This window comes from Paenibacillus sp. J23TS9 (assembly GCF_018403225.1).
Taxonomy (GTDB): Bacteria; Bacillota; Bacilli; order Paenibacillales; family Paenibacillaceae; genus Paenibacillus_AQ.
This window is the reverse complement of record NZ_BOSG01000001.1, coordinates 3262790-3284529: the sequence shown is the minus strand read 5'-3', so window position 1 is coordinate 3284529 and position 21740 is coordinate 3262790. Positions and strand designations below refer to the sequence as shown.

22 protein-coding genes and 1 riboswitch are annotated in these 21740 nt (G+C 47.4%); of the genes, 20 read left to right on the top strand and 2 right to left on the bottom strand.

Annotation, left to right across the window (positions count from 1 at the left end; translation table 11 throughout):
* The first annotated feature begins 74 nt into the window (after positions 1–74).
* The 8 genes from KJS65_RS15335 to KJS65_RS15300 all read left to right on the top strand — a co-directional run bounded on the left by KJS65_RS15335 (position 75) and on the right by KJS65_RS15300 (position 5836).
* Positions 75–341: an aspartyl-phosphate phosphatase Spo0E family protein gene (locus tag KJS65_RS15335; protein ID WP_213650543.1), complete on the top strand. Its 267-nt coding sequence runs from the start codon at positions 75–77 to the stop codon at positions 339–341.
* 188 nt (positions 342–529) lie between these two features.
* Entirely contained in the window at positions 530–1060 is a 531-nt protein-coding gene (locus KJS65_RS15330) for a DinB family protein (protein WP_213650542.1), read from the top strand.
* A gap of 119 nt (positions 1061–1179) precedes the next feature.
* Positions 1180–1719 (top strand): hypothetical protein, encoded by a 540-nt coding sequence (locus KJS65_RS15325; protein ID WP_244864535.1) that lies wholly within the window; start codon positions 1180–1182, stop codon positions 1717–1719.
* A 35-nt stretch (positions 1720–1754) separates the two neighbouring features.
* Positions 1755–2324 (top strand): cob(I)yrinic acid a,c-diamide adenosyltransferase, encoded by a 570-nt coding sequence (locus KJS65_RS15320; RefSeq protein ID WP_213650541.1) that lies wholly within the window; start codon positions 1755–1757, stop codon positions 2322–2324.
* Positions 2321–3325 (top strand): RluA family pseudouridine synthase, encoded by a 1005-nt coding sequence (locus tag KJS65_RS15315; RefSeq protein ID WP_213650540.1) that lies wholly within the window; start codon positions 2321–2323, stop codon positions 3323–3325. Before KJS65_RS15320 ends, KJS65_RS15315 begins: the two co-directional genes overlap by 4 nt.
* 45 nt (positions 3326–3370) lie before the next feature.
* Positions 3371–3730, top strand: coding sequence for an arsenate reductase family protein (locus KJS65_RS15310; RefSeq protein WP_136604054.1), 360 nt, complete (start codon positions 3371–3373; stop codon positions 3728–3730).
* 129 nt (positions 3731–3859) lie between these two features.
* Positions 3860–4717 carry a 5'-3' exonuclease gene (locus KJS65_RS15305; protein WP_213650841.1) on the top strand — a complete coding sequence of 286 codons (858 nt, stop codon included), beginning with the start codon at positions 3860–3862 and terminating at the stop codon, positions 4715–4717.
* Positions 4718–4948: 231 nt separating this feature from the next.
* On the top strand, positions 4949–5836 hold the full coding sequence (locus KJS65_RS15300) for an ROK family protein (protein ID WP_280531319.1): 888 nt from the start codon (positions 4949–4951) through the stop codon (positions 5834–5836).
* Positions 5837–5906: 70 nt separating this feature from the next.
* Here the strand turns inward: KJS65_RS15300 and KJS65_RS15295 are convergent, their stop codons facing one another.
* Complete coding sequence (locus KJS65_RS15295) at positions 5907–6206, bottom strand: DUF3055 domain-containing protein (protein ID WP_213650839.1); 300 nt, start codon at positions 6204–6206, stop codon at positions 5907–5909.
* A gap of 199 nt (positions 6207–6405) precedes the next feature.
* On the opposite strand from KJS65_RS15295, the gene KJS65_RS15290 reads away from it, so the two are divergent.
* Positions 6406–7410 carry an HRDC domain-containing protein gene (locus KJS65_RS15290; RefSeq protein WP_213650539.1) on the top strand — a complete coding sequence of 335 codons (1005 nt, stop codon included), beginning with the start codon at positions 6406–6408 and terminating at the stop codon, positions 7408–7410.
* 106 nt (positions 7411–7516) lie between these two features.
* Here KJS65_RS15290 and corA read toward each other — a convergent pair whose 3' ends face one another.
* A complete protein-coding gene (gene corA / locus KJS65_RS15285; RefSeq protein WP_136604058.1) occupies positions 7517–8452 on the bottom strand; it encodes a magnesium/cobalt transporter CorA in 936 nt (311 codons plus the stop codon).
* 452 nt (positions 8453–8904) lie between these two features.
* Positions 8905–9027, top strand: a riboswitch (SAM riboswitch).
* 117 nt (positions 9028–9144) lie between these two features.
* Between corA and metA the strand changes: the two genes are divergently transcribed.
* From metA to KJS65_RS15230, 11 genes are all read left to right on the top strand, one after another.
* Positions 9145–10080: a homoserine O-acetyltransferase MetA gene (gene metA / locus KJS65_RS15280; RefSeq protein ID WP_213650538.1), complete on the top strand. Its 936-nt coding sequence runs from the start codon at positions 9145–9147 to the stop codon at positions 10078–10080.
* 39 nt (positions 10081–10119) lie between these two features.
* On the top strand, positions 10120–11307 hold the full coding sequence (locus KJS65_RS15275; RefSeq protein WP_213650537.1) for a PLP-dependent transferase: 1188 nt from the start codon (positions 10120–10122) through the stop codon (positions 11305–11307).
* Positions 11300–12478, top strand: coding sequence for an aminotransferase class I/II-fold pyridoxal phosphate-dependent enzyme (locus tag KJS65_RS15270; protein WP_213650536.1), 1179 nt, complete (start codon positions 11300–11302; stop codon positions 12476–12478). The genes KJS65_RS15275 and KJS65_RS15270 overlap by 8 nt, the downstream gene beginning before the upstream one ends.
* 227 nt (positions 12479–12705) lie before the next feature.
* On the top strand, positions 12706–13839 hold the full coding sequence (gene mqnC, locus KJS65_RS15265; RefSeq protein WP_213650535.1) for a cyclic dehypoxanthinyl futalosine synthase: 1134 nt from the start codon (positions 12706–12708) through the stop codon (positions 13837–13839).
* A 202-nt stretch (positions 13840–14041) separates the two neighbouring features.
* Positions 14042–14944, top strand: a complete 903-nt coding sequence (locus tag KJS65_RS15260; RefSeq protein ID WP_213650534.1) for a putative sporulation protein YtxC — start codon at positions 14042–14044, stop codon at positions 14942–14944.
* Between the two features lie 397 nt (positions 14945–15341).
* Entirely contained in the window at positions 15342–17282 is a 1941-nt protein-coding gene (gene thrS / locus KJS65_RS15255) for a threonine--tRNA ligase (protein WP_213650533.1), read from the top strand.
* Positions 17283–17418: 136 nt separating this feature from the next.
* Positions 17419–18216: a 3D domain-containing protein gene (locus tag KJS65_RS15250; RefSeq protein ID WP_213650532.1), complete on the top strand. Its 798-nt coding sequence runs from the start codon at positions 17419–17421 to the stop codon at positions 18214–18216.
* Positions 18217–18393: 177 nt separating this feature from the next.
* Positions 18394–18555, top strand: coding sequence for a hypothetical protein (locus KJS65_RS15245; protein WP_213650531.1), 162 nt, complete (start codon positions 18394–18396; stop codon positions 18553–18555).
* A gap of 217 nt (positions 18556–18772) precedes the next feature.
* Positions 18773–19852: a cell wall-active antibiotics response protein LiaF gene (liaF, locus tag KJS65_RS15240; protein WP_213650530.1), complete on the top strand. Its 1080-nt coding sequence runs from the start codon at positions 18773–18775 to the stop codon at positions 19850–19852.
* A 4-nt stretch (positions 19853–19856) separates the two neighbouring features.
* Complete coding sequence (locus KJS65_RS15235; protein ID WP_213650529.1) at positions 19857–20915, top strand: sensor histidine kinase; 1059 nt, start codon at positions 19857–19859, stop codon at positions 20913–20915.
* On the top strand, positions 20915–21574 hold the full coding sequence (locus KJS65_RS15230; RefSeq protein ID WP_280531318.1) for a response regulator: 660 nt from the start codon (positions 20915–20917) through the stop codon (positions 21572–21574). The genes KJS65_RS15235 and KJS65_RS15230 overlap by 1 nt, the downstream gene beginning before the upstream one ends.
* The last annotated feature ends 166 nt before the right edge of the window (positions 21575–21740 follow it).

The following is a 21740-nucleotide window of genomic DNA, read 5'->3' as shown; positions in this document are numbered from 1 at the left end:
ACTTTATTTTATGGATTTGTATGTTATAATTTTGCTTTAGGAGCAAGAAAAGACTTACCAGGGAGGGATTACCTTTGTTTTGTGCTGAATATGATTTGCCCTCATATCGCGGTGACTACACTGCCGAAGGCGATCAACGCGGTGATTGGTCAACCAAAACGACGGATTCTATTAAGAATATATCCTTGGAAGATGAAATTCTGATGCTCCGCAAAAAGATGGAACAGATATTTCTGCAGGAGCAGTCCTTTACTTCGGAAATCGTCATCGAAATCAGCAGCCTGCTGGATTTAAAGATTAATGAATATATGAAATTATGTCCCAAGAAGAGTAAAGCTTAAAGTACATATAGAATTACAATCCCCCCCGGTTTGGCAGTAAGCCAGAGTTCTCGTGATGAATTCGGTACTGCTGGCCGGAGGGGATTTTTGTGTCATTCACATTTGGTTCGGGGTAAGTTTCATGATACAATATTAATCTGTTTTCAGATTCAGGGAGCAGATAAATCTACAACCCGGAGGGATTGGCCATGGTAAAGTATCAGGATATTATCCCCTATATGGATCAAGTTCGAGCCCAATTCATGCAAGTATTGAACTCCTTCGGACCGGAAGAAAAGCAATTACGCGAGAAACCGGATGGCTGGAATGTAACAGAAGTGGTAGAGCATCTGGGTAAGCTTGAAGGTGTCATTCAATATCAAATCAAGCAAATGTTGGCCAAAGAACCGGTTCTGCCATCTGAGCCGCTGGATGAGAAGAAGACGGATGTCATGGATATCGTGAAGAGCAGCGGCATTATTGGCGCCAAGATCGAAGCCCCCGCTCCGACCCGTCCGAGTGGAACACTTAGTTATGAGGAAGCGATTGAAAAGCTGAATGAGGTACGCTCAGCAACAAAGGCACTAATCCCTAAACTGGCCGAGCGGAACACAGACGAACTTCTTTATCGCCACCCGTTCGGTTTTGAATTGAACGCATCGCAGTGGGCGCATTTTATTGCGATTCATGAGACAACCCATATCCGACAGCTCCAGCGTATTCGTGAAGCAAACCAGTAATATTGTTGCATTACTATATATAAAAACAGAGTCCGGATGCCATCGATCCGGGCTCTTCTTTTTTGTCTCTGCCAGGTGTGATATATTGAACCTATTGGAGAAAAGAGGGGGAGCAGAGATTGAAGGCATACGGTAAACTGATGCTGGTTATACTTGCTGTTTTTATGCTTGCAGGTTGTGGGAAAGATGACAAACCAGGTGTTTCGGTATTTATGATTGATCAGAATTCCGATCCAACGGAGGTGTCTGAGCAGCTGCAGAAGACACTTCAGGATAAACTCGGTCCTGACATCAAGGTTGAAGTGGTGGCAAGTCCCTTGTATAATCCGCAGAAGCTGATGGTTGAATATGCTGCGGGCGGACATGATATTATGATTTTACCCGAAGATGACATGAAAAATTACGGTAAACTTGGCGGCCATGTCGCACTGGATGACCATTTCGATACCAAAAAGTATCCAGACGGCGTCTTTGCCAGCCAGGAAGAAAAGGATGATAAGACCATCGATAATACCAAGCATCTGTATGGCATCCCCGTAAAACAATTGAAAGTTTTTCAGGATCTGAAATATACGCCTGAAAAACTGTATGTCACCATTCCTGTCTCTTCAAAACATGTGGACGACGCATTGAAGGCAATTCAGGCTATGACGGAATAAATAACGGTATCTTTTGCATAGGGGGATTCTGAAAAATGAAAGTGTATACAAGAACAGGCGATGAAGGCCAAACATCCGTAATTGGCGGACGTGTATCCAAGGACGATCTGCAGGTAGAGACCTATGGCACGATCGATGAGCTGAACAGCTATGTCGGACAGGCTGTCAGTCTTATGGAGGGGGAAGCGTTCGAAGATTTGCGCCAGAATCTGCTGGAGATTCAGCATGAATTATTTGATTGTGGATCGGATCTTGCCTTTGTTAAATTAAGTGAGATCAGATATAAAGTAAGCGCCGAAATGGTGGAGCGGCTGGAACAATGGATGGATGCTTATGAAGAAGAGAATCCGGAGCTGGAACGTTTTATTTTACCGGGAGGATCTCTGTTATCGTCTACTCTGCATGTTTGCAGAACCGTATGCCGCAGGGCTGAGCGCAGAGTTGTAACCTTGGGTCAAGCGAAGGATATTAATCCGGAGGTCCGTCGTTATTTGAACCGTCTGTCGGACTACTTCTTTGTGATTGCCCGTACGGCCAATGTCCGCAGCAACGTCCCGGATATCGAATATATCCGTAGTAAAAAGGTGTTTGGCAACAAGAAATGACATCCTATTATCCGCCCATTACTTATATCATACCCGAGGCTGAGGATGGCTGGCTGCTCAAGACCATCCTGTTTCGGCGCATGCATGTGTCACGCAAGCTGCAGTCCCGTCTGAAGCAAACAGAACAAGGCATTACATTGAATGGCAAGAGGGTATACATCAGTGTGCATGTTCAGGCCGGAGATGTGGTAGAAATCAGGATGGAGAAGGAAACCTCCGAAGATATTCTGCCCCAGCCAATCCCTTTTGAGATTATATATGAAGACGAGCATATCTTAATTGTAAACAAAGAAGCGGGGATGATTGTCCATCCTACACATGGCCACTATACAGGCACGCTCGCGAACGGAGTCGTGGACTATTGGCTTAAGAAGGAGGAAGCATTCCGTTTTCGCGCAGTTCACCGCCTGGATCAAGAGACAACCGGCGTGCTTGCGATTGCCAAAAATCCTTATGTGCATCAGCATATTTCCGAGCAGATGATTGATAATCGCGTGGACAAGAAGTACCTGGCAATGGTGCATGGTACGCCGAATCCGGAGCAGGGAGAGATAGACGGCCCGATTGACCGGGATCCGGAAGAGCCTCACCGCCGGATTGTCACACCTGACGGATATCCTTCGCTGACGAAATATACGGTGCTGGAAAGCTGGGGTAAGGGATCGCTTGTTCAACTCAAGCTGGAGACGGGAAGAACGCATCAAATCCGTGTACATATGACAAGCATCGGCTGCCCTTTGATCGGTGATAAATTGTATCGCCACTCCGTTTATGAGGAGATTGAAGGAACCGTTGATCCGATTCTCGCGGATGAAGCTTTACTGGATTCATTGGCTGAATCCGCCCAGGAAATTGTCCGGCTTGATCAATCCATGCCGCGGCAGGCTCTGCATGCTTTCGAGCTTTCCTTTGAGCATCCGGTGACGCATGAGATGATGACTTTTCAGGCACCGTTACCTGAGGACATGAAAGAGCTGCAGCGCAGGCTGGATTCCAGGTGAAAGAGCTGTCACCCGTAATAAATACGACAGAGAGAGTTGACTACGATGAGCAAACTAGAAGTTTACCAATATCCGAAATGCGGCACATGCCGCAGCGCCGTGAAATGGCTTCAAGCTCACGGACATGAGCTGGAGCTTCATCATATATTCGATGAGCCGCCTAAACCGGAAGTACTGGCTGAACTGATTAAGCTGAGCGGACTTCCGCTTAAAAAGTTTTTTAATACGAGCGGCGAGGTTTACAAGGAGCTGGGTCTGAAAGACAAGCTTGCCGGCATGGACGAAAAGGAACAGATTGAGCTTCTGTCATCGAACGGCAGATTGATCAAACGTCCGATCGTAACGGATGGCAGCAAAGTGACGGTTGGGTATAAAGAAGACCAATACGAATCCACTTGGAGATAACAGGAAAGAGCCCAAAAGCTCCCCGGAGTTGTGTTATACTAGAGGCAGAATTGCCGGACCCTGTAAAGGGAATAGGGCAGACAAGGGGAGAAACGAAGATTGATACCTAATGCTAAACGCCAATCTGTCATGCTCGTTGATGGGATGGCCTTATTATTCAGAGCTTATTATGCGACCGCCACCAGCGGATATATCCGCCGTACCAAATCAGGAATCCCGACGAACGCGATTTACGGATTTATACGGTATTTTTGGGATGCTGTTCAGAATTTTGACCCAAGTCATGTCATCTGCTGTTGGGATCTCGGAGGCTCGACCTTCCGCGGACAGCAGTTTTCCGCATACAAGGGAAACCGTCCGGAAGCGCCGAATGATCTGGTGCCGCAGTTTTCCATCATCCGTGATGTCATGGATAGCATGGGGGTACCGAATATCAGCGCCGAGGGATACGAGGCCGACGATTGCATCGGTACGCTGGCTACGCAGTTCAGTGAAGAAATGGATGTCATGATTTTAACAGGTGACCATGATCTGCTGCAGCTTGTCAGTGACCGTACGACGGTTATTATTATGAAAAAAGGCCATGGCAATTATAAGGTCTACACACCGGAATCCTTGTATGAAGAGAAACAGCTTCAGCCGCGCCAAATTATAGATGTAAAAGCCCTGATGGGGGATGCCAGCGACAATTATCCGGGCGTCCGCGGCATCGGTGAGAAGACAGCCCATAAGCTGGTTCAGGAATATGGATCGGTTGAAGGTATTCTGGACAATCTGGATCAGGTAACGAAGAGTGTCCGCGTCAAAATTGAAACGGATCTCGAAATGCTGCATCTGTCCCGTAAACTGGCGGAAATTCATTGCTGTGTGCCTGTGGCATGCGAGCTGGATATCTGCGAGCTGTCACTTGACGAGCAAATGGTAGCGGATAAATTCGAGGAACTCGAGATGAAGAGCCTTTGCCATCTTCTCGGAGTTGTTGTCTAAGCAGAATATTGCGGTACAAAACCATGCGCTGGGGATGCTGGCATCAACGCCGGCATCTCCTTTTGCATTTTAACTGCGTATCATTGGAATGGTTAAGTAGGTAAGATGTGCGCGGTTGAATTGACTTTTTTTGATAAACTGGGCTATAATGCCCGTGGTTATGGATAGGATTCATACTTGATACCTCATAAAAAACAGACAATGAGAATGGTGCAGGAGGGTTTACAAACGATGAGTATTCTGGGAGCAATTGAAGCCGGGGGAACTAAATTTGTATGCGGAATCGGCAAGGAAGACGGAACTGTGCTTGAACGGGTAAGTTTTCCAACGACAACACCGGAAGAAACGATGGCACAGGTGGTCGCGTTCTTTCAAAATAAAGGCGTGGAAGCCATTGGTGTCGGCTCGTTCGGACCGATCGATCCCGTCAAAGGAAGTCCTACATACGGACGAATTACAACAACACCGAAACCACATTGGAGCAATTTTGATATTGTAGGGCATTTGGAATCCTATTTTGAGGTGCCTATCGAATTTGATACCGATGTGAATGGAGCAGCGCTTGGCGAATATACATGGGGCGCAGCGCAAGGATATGACAGCTGTCTCTATATCACAGTAGGAACCGGAATCGGAGCTGGAGCTGTGGTCGGCGGCGAGCTGGTCCACGGGCTTTCTCATCCTGAAATGGGACATATTCTGGTACGCCGTCATCCGGATGATAAGTTCGAAGGCTTTTGCCCGTATCATGGCGACTGCCTTGAAGGCGTGGCTGCGGGTCCTTCTTTGTCGAAAAGATGGGGAGTTCAAGGCGTGGAACTCACTCCGGATCATCCTGCATGGGAAATGGAAGCCTACTATCTTGCGCAGGCTCTGATGAATTATATCCTGATCCTGTCCCCGCAAAAAATTGTTATGGGCGGCGGAGTGATGAAGCAGCAGCAGCTGTTTCCGCTGATTCATTCCAAACTTCAGGAGCTGCTGAACGGTTATGTCCAGCTTCCTGCGATTAATGATCAAATTGCTGATTACATTGTTTCTCCGCAGCTTGGAGACAATGCCGGACTATGCGGAGCGCTTGCACTGGCCAAAAAGGCCTTGGCAGCCGTTTCTGTGTAAGCTTATAAAAAGCAAACAAAAAAAAGGACAAGGTCACCTTCAAAGGGGCCTTGTCCTTTTTATATCTGTCCTAATCCGTAAAATACGGTATGCCGACGACCATGCTCAGAAACTCCCGGAGCTCCGCTGCCTCCGCTTCAGAAAGCTTGAAGACGGATTCGAGATATCCAGGCTCCTCCACATCATCCGCACCAATAACGGCACTGATTCCCTGCTGTAAATCAGCCACAAGGCTTTTTCCGTAGAATAACGCTGTGTTGGTTACGGCGAGATCAAAACGTTTGAGGGATGGGCCCAGAAAAGTGACAAACCTTGTAGAGGTCTGCTCTGTGCTGTCCGCTAAAAAATCCAGTTCTCCATGCTGAGGCATGCTGTTCATATCACTCCTTGAATCTAAAGGTTTCATCTTCCTGTTATTATAAAGCAAAAATCACAGTTTTTCATTGACCAATTATGATGATGTGGTATGATCTTGAATAACAGCATAATCTTATTTCGGGGAAGCACCTCTCTTGCATTTTAAGAGAGGTGCTTTTTGTTGTGCTGATTTTATGATGGAGGTCACAAGAATGCAGATTGTTTTTATGAATCGTTTGGTCAAGGAAAGCGGGGGCGACGAAAGCAAGGCAGAAGTATGGATTGGAGAAGCCGAAGGTGCTTGGAAACTGGGCTGGAGGGATATGCATAGCAGCGGGGAGGTTCAGGAAAACATTTGGTATGAAGGCGGCTCGTGGAATGAAATGCTATACATTTACCGACATGAGCTCGCGGTTAGGCTTGGTCAAGGCTTCAGGCCATTAATCGATGGCATGCTGCTTGATGAGGAGGGTCAGAAGGGGAGAAGCCAGCCCATCCAGAAGCTCTACTGCTACAGTGAACTGAACTACCAAGAGGCGCTATACAATGAGCTATGTGCCTGGAGACGCAAAAAAGCAGCGTCAGAACGAAAGGCACCCTATTTCATTGCGACCAACAGGCTTCTAAGACTCATCAGTACTTTTATACCGATGACTTTGGAAGAGCTGCTGCAGCTTCCGGGCGTAGGAGAGAACAAGGCTGTGGAATATGGAGCGGATATTCTGAACTTGACTTCAGGCCATGCGCGCAGCCATAGCTTCCCGCTGGACTGGGCTCTGGACATGCTGGATGAGCATACTTATGAATCCTGGGTTTACAAGCAGAAGGAGCTGAAATACAAGCAGGACCTGGATAAATACCGGACCAAGCAAATGCTGCTAAGAGGCATTAGTGAAGGCAAACGTCTGGAGCAGATGGAGCAGGAAAGCAGTCTGACAAGACGTGAGCTGGTGGAATCGCTGGAACAGTTGGAGAAGGAAGGCTATGATGTGGATCCTTTGATCGCAGGAGAACTGCAGGAGATGCCGCAGTCAGAACAGTCAGAGGTCTGGAACGCCTTCGAAGAACTGGGTGATGGGCTTTTGAAGCCAATCCTGCAACGGGTATACGGTCAGGAAGCAGCGGCAGGTTCTGTGATGGAGCTGCGCTATGAACGTTTGCGTCTGATCCGGATGCGTTTCCGCAGGGAAGGCGAGAGCAGAAGAAACGCGGGATAATCAGGAGCGGCTGGAGTCGAGGCATCTTGGAAACGCAAAAAGGACGAAGTAGCTTTTATTGTTAAAAGCATAACTTCGTCCTTTGTACGTGGGAATCCGAATTCTTTCAGATCCAGTCCTTTTTCCGGAATATGAGCACCATGCTGATGCCAAGCAAAACCATGACGCCGATGATGGAGTAATAGCCGTACTTCCAATGTATTTCAGGTATATAATCAAAGTTCATCCCGTAAATCCCGGTAATAACGGTCAACGGCATGAATATCGTCGTAATGGCAGTAAAAACACGCATGATTTCGTTGGCACGATTGGCGATACTGGATTGGTAGGCCTCACGAAGGTTACCCATCAGATCGCGGAATGTGTCAAAGTTTTCGGAAATCTTCACGGCATTTTCGTAAATGTCGCTGAAATATTTTTGCAGCTGATCATCAATCAGCCGGAGATCTCTTTTATTCAGAGTATTGATGACTTCCTTCTGAGGGACCAATACCTTTTTCAGCCATAAAATCTCGCTGCGCAAACCGATGATTTCATTCAGATGGGATTTTTTCGTATGCATCAGGATGTCTTCTTCCAGCTTCTCAATCTTGGCCTCGATCCGGTCGCCGACTGTAAAGTAATTGTCCACAACCAAGTCAATCAGCAGATATAAAAAGCGGTCCGGTGTGCTGACTTCCTGTTCCCATAAAATCGGCTTAAGAGAGCGCAGCTCATTAATCTTTTGCTTGGTCACCGTAATGATAAAATGGCGGCCCAAAAAGACGTTGAGTGCACGCATGAAAATTTCCTCGTCATCAAAACGTATAGAGCTTACAACGATAAAATAGTGGCTTTCGTAAATTTCGATCTTGGGACGCTGTTCTTCCTCACTCAGACAGTCTTCCACCGCCAAATCATGCAGGGAAAACAAAGGCTGCAATAGGGTAAGGTCGTCAACATCCGCATCGATCCAGTAGAATCCTGCGGGTGGGGCTGTTAGTGCGGTTTGAATGTCGTCGATCGGGCTGAAAACGCCGTCGTTCACCAACCGGATTTTCATATGATTTCACTCCTCCATCCCCTCACGCGATGCATGATCAGGGAAACGCTTGTTTAGAGCACAGGAAAGAAATCAGCATTACCGGCCGGAAATAGAGGGTTAGAGAAGGAGTACATTGACAAAAGCAACGAAAACTTCCCTATGCCGGCAAGCTGATATCAGTTCTATGCAGTTGTGTTCATTTGCATTCAGCTTCGGGCTCGGGTCGCCTTCCATCTTACATGTCACCTCTGTCATATAGGTTTAAACACTTGTCTAGTATAACGCCGGGCCATGGACCTTTCAAGAAGAAAATGGCTCGCCCGGCGATCCCGCTTACAGCGTATGACAAAGGCTGGAAATAGGTGAAGAAAAAATTTAAGGTCTGACCGTGAGCATCTTGACGAAGGATAGGATAATGAATTAAAGTAAGGAACATGATCCATATTTAAATCAAAATTTAATATTGCGAAATCTTATCAAGAGCAGGTGGAGGGACTAGCCCGATGAAACCCGGCAACCGGCGTATGTTACGCACGGTGCTAATTCTTGCAGGAACATGATGCAGCTAGCAGCTGTTTCCTGACAGATGAGAGAGGCGTATGAATTAACGTGATGACCTTTCTCTATGCAATGAGAAGGTCATTTTTTGTTATATACACCTTGCTCCCCGAATGATTTTCGCCACCTTAACAAAAAAGGAGTGTTGAATCATGCCGATTAAAATTCCGGATACCCTGCCGGCCAAAGAGATTCTAAGCGGAGAAAATATTTTCGTGATGGATGACAGCAAGGCTTACCATCAAGATATCCGTCCCCTGCGGATCGCGATCCTGAACATTATGCCGACCAAGGAAACGACCGAAACGCAGCTGCTGCGCCTTCTGGGCAACTCACCGCTACAGGTCGAGATCACGCTGCTGCATCCAAGCTCGCATACATCCAAAAATACCTCTCAGGAGCATCTTGAGGCTTTTTATAAGACGTTTGACGAGGTGCGCCACCGCCGTTTTGACGGCATGATTATTACCGGTGCTCCCGTGGAGCAGATGGATTTTGAAGATGTGAATTACTGGGATGAGCTTCAGGAAATTATGGATTGGTCCAAAACCAATGTCACCTCGACGCTGCATATCTGTTGGGCCTCGCAGGCAGGATTGTATCATCATTTTGGTGTTCCGAAATGGGATCTGGCGAAAAAATGCTTCGGCGTATTTCCACACACGACTAATCAGCAAAACGTCAAGCTTTTGCGCGGATTTGATGAAGTCTTTTATGTACCCCAGTCCCGTCATACAGAAGTACGGCGCGAGGACATCGAGATCATTGATGAGCTGGAAATTTTGTCGGAATCCGAGGAAGCAGGAATTTATCTGGTGGCTACCAAAGACGGCAAACAGATTTTCGTGACGGGCCATTCAGAATATGATCCGTATTCCCTGAAATGGGAGTATGAACGCGATATTGCCAAGGGCATGGAGATGGAAATTCCTAAGCATTATTACCCGAATGATGATCCGACTAGGATTCCTCCTACGGTATGGCGGGCCCATGCAAACTTATTATTCTCTAATTGGCTGAATTACTATGTATATCAGGAAACACCTTATGACATTGAAGAGGCTGCAGAAGTTTGGCCGCAGATCTGATCAAAGCATCCATTAAAAGAGAATATGGGGGAGACCTTTATGGAGAAGAAACCATTAAACATTGAAAGTAGACTTGCACAGATTGGCTCGCTCGAAGATCCGGCGACTGGAGCAGTGAATTTTCCGATTTATCAGGCGACAGCGTTCCGTCATCCCAAGCTTGGTCAAAGCACGGGGTTTGATTATGCAAGAACGAAGAGCCCGACCCGTAAAGTTCTGGAAGATGCTTCTGCGCAGCTGGAATCTGGAGACGCCGGTTTTGCGTGCAGCTCCGGTATGGCGGCGCTGCAAACCATCTTTTCATTGTTCGGGCAAGGTGACCATCTGATAGTATCCCTGGATTTGTATGGTGGTACATACCGCATGCTCGAAAGAATCTTTTCAAAATTCGGTGTTGCTGCGACATACATCGATACGAATAGCCTGGATGAACTCGAGAAATGCAGACGTCCGGAAACGAAGGCAGTATTTATTGAGACCCCAACGAATCCATTGATGATGATCACGGATATCGAAAAGGTTGCAGCCTGGGCCAAGCGACATCAGCTGCTGACCATTGTGGACAACACGCTGCTTACGCCGTTCTTCCAGCGTCCGATCGAGCTTGGAGCCGACATTGTCATCCATAGCGCAACCAAGTATTTGGGCGGGCACAATGATGTGCTGGCAGGTCTGATTGTGACCAAAGGTAAAGAGCTGTCGGAAGAAATGTTCTTTCTGCATAACTCTATCGGCGCTGTACTGGGAGCCAGTGATTCTTATCAGCTGATGAGAGGGATGAAGACCCTTGCGCTGCGGATGGAGCGGCATGAGAGTAACGCCAAGGTGATTGCTGAATTCCTGAAGACACATCCTGCAGTTGACGAAGTGTTTCATCCGGCTTTCCCGGATCACCCGGGGCATGATATTCAAAACAGGCAGTCCAGCGGGAATACGGGAATTTTCTCCTTTAAAGTGAAGGATGCCAGCTATGTGGAGCCCATTCTCCGCCACATTCAGCTGATCGCATTTGCCGAAAGTCTGGGTGGAGTGGAATCTCTGATGACCTATCCGGCTGTTCAAACCCATGCGGATATTCCAGAAGAAATTCGTAAAGCGGTAGGCGTGGACGACAGACTGCTGCGATTCTCGGTCGGTATTGAACATATCGATGATTTGATTGCAGATCTCGGAGGGGCGCTGGACGCTGCCATAGAGGAAATTGAAGGGGGAAAGCATCATGAGTGATAACGGTAAAGAGCAAAACAGCCATGAAAATAAATTAAAGTTTGCAACCAAGCTTTTGCATTTTGGTTCCGAAATTGATAGCACCACCGGAGCATCAAGCGTACCGATCTACCAGGCTTCAACCTTTCACCATGAGGATGTTTTCAATCCTCCGGTTCATGACTACAGCCGTTCCGGCAACCCGACGCGCCAGGTGCTTGAGGATTACATCGCTCTGCTCGAAGGCGGAGTTCGCGGGTTTGCCTATTCCTCCGGCATGGCCGCCATCTCCAGCACTTTCATGATGCTGTCCGCAGGCGACCATATGATTGTGACGGAAGATGTATACGGCGGTACATATCGTTTGCTCACCAGCATTCTGAGCCGTCTTGGCATTGAAAGCACCTTTGTGGATATGACGGATCTGGATCAGGTTAAGGCAGCTTTGAAGCCAAATACCAAGGCTGTTTATATGGAAACACCATCGAATCCTACCCTGAAAATTACCGACATTGCGGCGGTTACCTCCTGGGCACAGGAGCATGATCTCCTGACGATGCTGGATAACACGTTTATGACGCCATATTACCAACGGCCGATTGAGCTTGGGGTTGATATTGTGCTGCATAGTGCCACCAAGTTTCTGGGGGGACACAGTGATGTGCTGGCAGGACTGGCCGTAGCGCGGACTCACTCCATTGGCACACAGCTCAAGCAGCTTCAGAATGGACTGGGCACTGTGCTGGGAGTGCAGGATTCCTGGCTGCTCATGCGGGGAATGAAAACTTTGCAGGCACGAATGAACCATAGTGAGCAAAGTGCGGCTGTACTGGCTGCTTGGCTGAAGGGACGCCCGGACATTGATCACGTGTACTATCCTGGTCTGCTGGATCATCCTGGCCGTGAGGTTCATGAAAAGCAGTCTACCGGTTATGGAGCTGTCGTATCCTTCGACGTAGGCTCCGGCGAACGCGCCAAACAGGTGCTGAATAAGGTAAGCATTCCGCTCGTGGCTGTGAGTTTGGGTGCGGTGGAGAGCATTCTTTCTTATCCAGCCATGATGTCCCATGCAGCGATGCCTGCCGAGGTTCGACTTGAACGCGGCATTACGGACGGTTTGCTTCGCTTCTCCGTTGGACTTGAAGATATCGATGATTTGATCGCAGATCTGGATCAGGCTTTGCAAGGGTAATGAATGTTGAGAGCACCGCTTTCTTGCGGGCTCTCTTTTTGTGTCTATTTTGTGAAAAAGAGGATAGAACATCCTTGGACTGACGGGATTTAAGCTAAAATAGAAAAGAGAAAAAAGAAAGTGAAGTTTTTCTCATAGGGAAATTATGATAAGATGGTATGGATGGTTTAAGGAAATAAGTTCTATATAATTTTTAAAATTGCCATATGATAAGGAGGCTGCCGGAGATGAGCACAGTAAATCAGATCTTGGACAAAGCGCTGCGGGGTGAACGTCTGAATTTGGAAGACAGCGTGACCCTGTTTGAGAGTGACGAAATTGAAAAAATGGGCCATGCCGCCGATATCATGATGAAAAGAAAACATCCGGATCCGATTACAACATTTGTGATTGGACGGAATGTCAACTATACAAACGTATGCGATACCTTTTGCACCTTTTGTGCATTTTACCGCAGACCGGGGCATAACGAAGGGTACCTGCTGAACGACGAGGTTATCTTTCAGAAAATCAAGGAAACCGAGGATGTAGACGGAACCGAAATCCTGATGCAGGGCGGTACGAATCCGGACCTGCCATTCAGTTATTACACGGATCTGCTTCGTGGTATCAAGCAGCGGTTCCCGAATATTACTATGCACTCCTTCTCTCCGGCGGAAATTCGCAAAATGCAGGAAGTATCCGGGCTCCCTTTGGAAGAGGTTATGAGAGAGCTTAAAGCTGCGGGTCTTGATTCGCTGCCTGGCGGAGGAGCCGAGATTCTGGATGACCGCATTCGTAAAAAAATCAGCCGTCATAAAGGCACCTGGCGCGATTGGATGGATGTCATGCAGATGGCTCATAAAGTCGGCATGAATACAACCGCAACGATGGTTATCGGCTTTGGTGAATCGATGGAAGAGCGTGCCCTGCATATGCTGCGTGTCCGTGAGGCGCAGGATGAGTGCGTGGCTAACGGCTATGACTCTAAAGGTTTCCTTGCCTTCATTCCGTTTACGTTCCAGCCGGACAATACGAGCCTGAAGCGTGAGCGTGAAACACCGGAAGCTTATCTGAAAACGGTCGCGATTGGCCGCCTTGTGCTCGATAATGTTCCGAATCTTCAATCCTCTTGGGTAACGATGGGACCTGAAGTCGGCAAATTGTCGCTCAGCTACGGCTGTAACGACTTCGGCAGCACGATGATGGAGGAGAATGTTGTTTCTTCCGCAGGCGCGGTGCATAAAGTCAATATCGCTTCAATTCTGCAATTAATCCGCGAAGCAGGCAAAATTCCGGCACAGCGTAATACCCGCTACGACATTTTGAAGGTGTTCGAAGAGGGAACTGAGATTGAACGCGATTTTGTCATGCAGAACTAATCCATTATTTTAATACTCCGTTTTTACAATCCCGCTTCTGCTGAAGCGGGATTTTTTTAACCCATCTTATTTCTGTATCTGTCATGTACAACATGTCGATTCAACCTGAGAAATGTTAGTCTGTTTTCCATTGATCACTCCCGTATATCCCCCCTGCATAGACATATACTTTGTAAGAAGGATTTTGAAAGGAGTGAACTCCATGGAACTGTTCAGCATTGCAGCCCAAACCTCCACTCCGCAGGAAGCGGAGCAATATAGCCGCATGGTATCGAAAGCGAATCAGGTTTTACATAAAAAGTACAAATCTTTAGCCATCAGCTGCACGGTCCATGAGGGCATCATGCTTTGGAGCTGCCGTGAGGATGATCCGCGTTTTTTCAAGGGGAACCAACTACAGCAGGTATACGAAACTGCGGCCAACACGGTGGCAGAGTACATTTTGCAGGAGAAAGAGCAGAAGCTGGTTGAACATATACTGCAGGAGGATTTTGACTTCCCGGAGCCTGAGGAACATGAGCAGATACTGAAGCACTGCAGGATGATTCTGGAGAGAGATCCGGAATTGAGTGAGTCCTGGAACCGCCGCTTCGACATGCTGATGCAGGGCGTCAAGCAGTGCTTGACCGAAAGACCGCTGCTGCATATCGATGGGTTTCTCACCTTCCGATCCAGGCAGTATATCAAAGAGCTGAAAGAAATTGTGGAATATGCGGTGGACGAATTTTTAATGGACCGGCAGTATGAGGAATTTGTGGGGATGCTGAAGTATTTCGTATATTTTCAACAGCCGCAGGTTCCGCTTGTGCACGTAATTCATAAGGGCGGACAGGATTTGCTGCTGCTGGATGAAGATCTGAATCCACTTGAATACCGGTATGATGAAGGCGTCATCGTGGAACGGCTGGACCAGCAGGATTTGCAGATGGAGGATGCGGTCGTTACAACCTTGATTTCCGTATCTCCGGCTAAAATCGTAATCCACACCAGGGAGCCTCATATGACGGTGATCCGGACGCTGACCCAGATTTTTGAGCAAAGGATCGAGATATGCAGGTACTGCCCTGATTGTCACGCCTATTTCCGGGAAACAGGGAAGATATAAAACTTGACGGCGGATGAACAGGGACTTATAATAACTCATAATTCGATAAAAGCTTCGACAAAGATATGGACCCAAGAGATGGACGGTGCAGAGAGAGGAAACGCTGGCTGAAATTTCCTCACGTTATTCCGCCTTTGGTCTACCCCTTTGTAGCTGTGGTTAGGAACGTTCTCCATTCGTGGATTACCAGTATGAACCGCCGGGTCATTCCGTTATGAGATGCTGATGAAGGATAGCTGCTTCTTTTTCCTGGTTTTAGGCGAAGCATGTATCAAATTTGGGTGGAACCACGGGTGCAAACACTCGTCCCTATGTATGAGGGATGAGTGTTTTTTTGTATGCTTTTTTTGGAAAATGCTATACGAGTGTGGTTTGGAAAATTTAAGGAGGAATTCACGTGTCAGTAAGTATCAAGCTTCCGGACGGATCGGTCCGGGAATACGCAGAAGGAAGTACAATTGAGGATGTGGCTGCTTCCATAAGCAGTGGTCTGAAGAAGAATGCGGCTGCCGGCAAATTGGACGGCATTGTGGTAGATTTGTCCACTACGCTCAAAGACGGAGCCCTGATTGAGATTGTAACGCTGGATTCGGAGGAAGGTCTGGAAGTGATGCGTCACAGCACAGCGCACTTAATGGCTCAAGCGGTAAAACGCCTGTTTGGAGCCAAAGAAGTGAAGCTTGGTGTAGGCCCGGTCATTGAAGGCGGATTTTATTACGATATGGACCTTGAGCATCCACTCAATCCGGAAGATCTGCAAAAGATCGAGAAGGAAATGGAACGCATCGTAGGCGAGAACCTGCCAATCGTTCGCAAGGAAGTCAGCCGCCAGGAAGCGCTGAATGTATTCGGTGAGCTCGGGGATCCTTACAAGCTGGAACTGATCAATGCACTGCCGGAAGACAGTATCATTACTATTTATGAGCAGGGCGAGTTCTTTGACCTTTGCCGCGGACCGCATCTGCCTTCCACCGGTAAAATCAAAGTATTCAAACTGATGAACGTAGCCGGCGCATACTGGCGTGGAGACAGCAAGAATAAAATGCTGCAGCGCATTTACGGAACGGCTTTTGCTAAAAAGGCTCAGCTCGATGAGCATCTTCATATGCTTGAAGAAGCCAAGAAACGCGATCACCGTAAGCTAGGCAAGGAACTCGAAATCTTCACCTTCTCCCAGCTGGTGGGACAAGGCCTGCCGATGTGGCTGCCAAAAGGCGCTAAGCTGCGCCGCACGCTGGAACGTTATATTGTGGATCTGGAAGAAAGCCTCGGTTATCAGCATGTGTATACTCCTGTACTCGGTAACGTGGAGCTGTATAAAACTTCTGGTCACTGGGAGCACTATCAAGAGGACATGTTCCCTAAGATGGAGCTCGATAATGAAGAACTCGTGCTTCGTCCGATGAACTGTCCGCATCACATGATGGTGTATAAGAGCTCCATGCACAGCTATCGCGATCTGCCGATCCGTATCGCCGAGCTTGGCATGCAGCACCGTTACGAAATGTCGGGCGCTTTAACCGGTCTGCACCGCGTACGCGCAATGACGCTGAACGATTCCCATATCTTCTGCCGTCCGGACCAAATCAAGGAAGAGTTCCTGCGCGTGATCCAGCTGATCACAAAGGTATATGAGGATTTCGGCATTCATGACTTCCGTTTCCGCCTGTCATATCGTGATCCGGAGGATACTGAGAAATACTTCCCGAACGACGAAATGTGGGAAATGTCCCAGCGCATGCTGCGTGAGGTTGTTGAGGAAACGGGAATTCCGTTCTTTGAAGCGGAAGGAGAAGCAGCCTTCTACGGACCGAAGCTTGACGTGCAGATCCGTACGGCACTTGGTAAGGAAGAGACCTTGTCGACTGTACAGCTGGACTTCCTGCTGCCTGAGCGCTTCGAGCTTGAATATGTAGGCGATGATGGTCAGAAGCACCGTCCGGTTGTCATTCACCGCGGTATCCTTGGCACCATGGAACGCTTCACTGCCTTCCTGCTTGAGAATTTTGCGGGTGCACTTCCGGTTTGGCTGTCTCCGGTGCAAGTTAAAGTGATTCCAGTATCTACCGCTTTTGAAAGCTATGCGAAGCAAGTCGCAGAACAGCTTCAGCTTAGCGGTGTTGCCGTGGAGGCCGATCTTCGCAACGAAAAACTGGGTTACAAGATCCGTGAAGGACAGCTCGAGAAAATCCCGTATATGTTCATCATCGGTGAAAATGAGATGAATGCGGGCTCCGTTTCCATCCGCAAACGCGGTGAAGGAGATCTAGGGGCAATGCCTTTGAGCGAAGCGGTTTCCATGCTGAAAGAGCAAATCGTAAATCGTGTAATTTTCTAAAAAATAAAGTGGGCTCAACATAATAATTTGTTTATTTTGAACCCTATTCAATCCTCTGCTATGAACCTGTGTTCATAAAACATGTATAAATCCTAAATCATCTGGACATCCTCGCTAGTAAGGGGGAGGATTTCAAATGGTAAAGGTAAAAACATGGCAGAGGATTTTATTATGTATGCTTTTGTTTGGGCTGTTCGCGGATTCGCCAAACCTGTATGCAGCTGCATTTTCAATGACACCGGGTAATACGGGAAATACAAGTACGAACTCGATGATCACTTCAACGAACGATTACTATCTCAAACCATTAAAATATGCTTCGAAGCCGGAAATGTTCCAAATCGTCGATATCAACAAAAAGAAAGCTGAGCTTGCCGCGATAACTCAAAATGAGTTTATGCCCAAATTCACTTCCAAGGCATTACCGACACTGGTCAAACCGGAAACCAAGGTCAGTCCAACGGTTAAAAAGCAGGGGGTGGTTGCGGTAACGGCTCCCAAGCAGGACCAGATTATCCATACCGTAAAAGTGATGGCGACCGGATATACTGCCGGCTATGAATCGACGGGGAAGCGACCTACTCATCCGCAATATGGGATTACGTATTCAGGTGTAAAAGTACGCAGGGATAAGAACACGATCTCAACCATTGCGGCTGATCCGCGTGTATTTCCACTCGGTACCATTCTATATATTCCAGAATACGGATATGCCGTTGTAGCTGATGTAGGATCCGCAATTAAGGGACGGAAGATCGATCTTTATTTTGCCACAACCAAACAGGTTTACAAGGAATGGGGCAAAAAAGAGGTTGAGGTTCAGGTCATCAAGCGCGGTAACGGAAAATGCAATGAGAAGCTGATAAGTACACTGGGTAAGGCGATCCAGACGTACAAGTCCGTACCAGCCTCGTTACTGGAAGAAGCCATTTAACAAATATATAAGCCTTTTCCCTTTATTGGGGATGGGCTTTTTTTGTATGCCAAGCAGAAAGATTAAGCTGCATAAATTTTATGGCATTTCACATACTACGGACTGGGGCAAAGAACAATGTCTCCCCAGACATACGCAAGCAAGCGTATTGAGAAGAATCCAGGGAGGTGAAACCAGATGAAAAAGCAAAAAATTCAGGACAACTATAAAACACCAAACGAGAAGTTCAACGCTGAATTTGCTGAAGAAAATTCTTCGCAAAAGAGCACAAACGCTCAAAACAGCAATTACAAAACACCAAATGAGAAATTTAACGAGGAATTCAAAGAAAAAAATTAATTTTCGGAACATCATATGATTGACAAAGGCATCCGCTCGAAAGAGCGGGTGTTTTTTTGTCTGTAAATGTTATCCATCTGCCTCGGTCTCGAGACGGAGTACAACATCATTCCCGCGCCGCTATCCGTAAAATGCCATATTGTTGTACACTAATATCAAATCCACAGATACGTGGACATTTCCATAGGCAAAGTTTATTTTTAAAGGAGATAAAAACATGAAAAAGCGATGGTTAGACAGGCTTTTCGGAGGAATTGTGCTGATCGGAATCGGTATGATTTTCCTTTTGAATCAGCTGGAGGTAATCGATGTCAGTCTCGGTTATGTAATCGGGCATTACTGGCCGGTGATTCTCATCGTTTTGGGAATCAAGGAGCTGTTAAAGGGAAGAAAATCCTTTGTTGGCGCGGTTGTGCTTTTACTCATCGGGACATATTTTCTGGGAAGAAATGAAGGCTGGGATTGGCTAACGCCAGGCAGCTTCTTCAAAATCATTATTCCGGCAATTCTGATTATGGCTGGCCTGTATGTCATATTCAAGCCACATGATCATACGCCTCCCCCGCGTCCGGATAGGGATCATGAACCACCGGTGTTTACCCCGGAACCGCCTGAACCGGAGGATTTGACCGCAAAGTCAACGCTGGACCAGCAGTTTGAGGAGAAATTCGGAATTCCCTACACCGAGCGGAAAGAAGCCGAGCGCAAAGGCCTCCATATTGAAGTCGATGATGATGACGAGGATATGGAATTCGATGATATGGATGACGATGAAGTTAAGGATCGCTACAAGCAATATAAAAAGAAATACAAGCAGCAGAAAAAATATCAGCAGCATATGAAGCACCAGATGCGGCATGATCGACGTCATGGCAGAACGGAGTGGGAAGAGCATGGGGAGACACATTATGATGGAGGTAAGATCAACAGATCTGCTTTTATCGGAGACATTCACTTGGGCCGTGATTACTTCGAGCTCAAACCAACCAATCTGTCGCAGTTTATCGGGGATACCGTGCTGGATCTGACGAATGCCCACATTCCCTTCGGTGAGACCAAGATTAACATCTCGGCTTTTATCGGCGACATCAAGGTGTATGTTCCTGAGGATACGGATCTCGGTATTTCGGTGAACTCAAGCTCATTTATCGGGGATATGTTTATTCTGAATGAATCGCGGAGCGGGTTTATGAGCAGCTGTCAAATGAAGACTCCCTATTACAAGGATGCCCGCAAGAAAATACGAATTAATGTCAGCGCATTTATTGGCGACATCAAAGTGAATAAAGTAGGTTGATGGCATGCGGAATATTTTGAAGAATACCAAATGGGTGCTGTTGTTGTATTTTCTTCTGACCGGTCTCCTTATGAGCGCGGTTCTATATATCGGGGCGGACAGTGGATATCTGGTCGTCAAAGGAACCTGGGTTTGGGTCTACACAAGCCTGGGCTTCCTGCTGTTATCTATTGTTATTGGCTACATGGCCGGCCAGCGGATTCAGCGTAGAATCGATATCCTGGAATTCAATATGCTGCAGGTGGCGAAGGGCAATTTGTCCGTTCGGATTGAGGAGTGCGATGACCCGACCTTCACACGGCTATATCATGAGTTCAATAATTTAATGGAAGCCATGGAAAAGAAAATGATGCTGCTGCAGCGGATGGGCGAGCAGGAGGTTGTAGAGAAGGAGAAGGCAGCGGAGCGTGCGGTTCTGGAAGAACGCCGGCGTATGGCTCGTGATTTGCATGATACCGTAAGCCAGCAGCTGTTTGCCATTCATATGTCCGCCTCCTCTCTGCCTAAAGTGCTGGAGCGCAATGCTGAGCAGGGACAAGTCGTCATGGCACAGCTGATTTCGATGTCGCAAATGGCTCAGAAGCAGATGCGCGCCTTGATCGCGCAATTGCGGCCGGTTGAGCTTGAAGACAAGAATCTGGCGGAAGCACTGGAAATGTGGTTCCCGGATTACTGCCGGCAAAACGGACTGAAGGGTATGAAGGAAGTGGAGCTGCAGGGAAAATTGTCTGAAGCGATCGAGCATCAATTGTTTTTGATTATCCAGGAGGCTATGGCCAATATAGTGAAGCATGCCCATGCACGTCTTGTCAGCATGTCGCTGCGGGAGGAGCAGAGACAGGTCGTTCTAAGCATCAGCGATGACGGACAGGGATTTAATGAGGTGCCACATAAGACGGGGTCTTACGGATTATCAACGATGCAGGAGCGTGCCGAAAAACTAGGCGGTAAAGCGGAAATCATCAGCCGCCAGGGTTCCGGAACAACGATTCGCGTACATATACCTAAGTTTGAAGAAGAAATAACCGGTAAGGATCATAAGATTGGAGAGGAAGAGGAATAATGACAGACATCATTAAAGTATTGATTGTGGATGATCATGAAATGGTCCGGATGGGACTCAAAACATATCTAATGCTGGAGTCGTCCATTGAAGTCGTTGGTGAAGCCGATAATGGCTCAAAGGTTGTAGACTGGCTCAAAAATGCTGCTCCTGAGCAGTTTCCTGATCTGATTCTGATGGATTTGATGATGCCGATCATGAACGGGGTAGAAACAACCAGGGCTGTGCTTGGTGAGTTCCCATCCATGAAAATCGTTATTTTGACAAGCTTCCTAGAGGATGACTTAGTCGTGGATGCCGTGGAAGCAGGCGCTGTCAGTTATGTGCTTAAAACGGTATCGGCAGATGAGCTGATTTATGCTTTACAGGGGGCAAACCGCGGCATGCCTGTTATGACCGGCGATGTGTCACAGGCACTTACGCGCGGGATTCGCCAGCGTACCGTTCAAGGAGATTCCACCGGAATGACGGAGCGTGAGAAGGAAGTTCTGCTGTTAATTGCTGAAGGCAAGAGCAATAAGGATATCGGGGAAGAGCTTCACATCAGCATCAAGACGGTTAAAACCCATGTGAGCAACCTGTTAATGAAATGCGAGCTGGAGGATCGGACGCAGCTTGCTATATATGCACATCGCAAAGGTTGGGTGCAATCAGAGTAAGGTTTGATGTTGATCGGTCTGTCTTATGTGATTTACATCGATATTCATGTTTTCTTATCTCCTTTTTAATTGTTTTTAATCTGCTATTAAGGTTTATAGTACATGATATAAACAGTTAAACAATTCCCACACGGAAATTGATATAAAGGTACAGGAGGCATAAAAC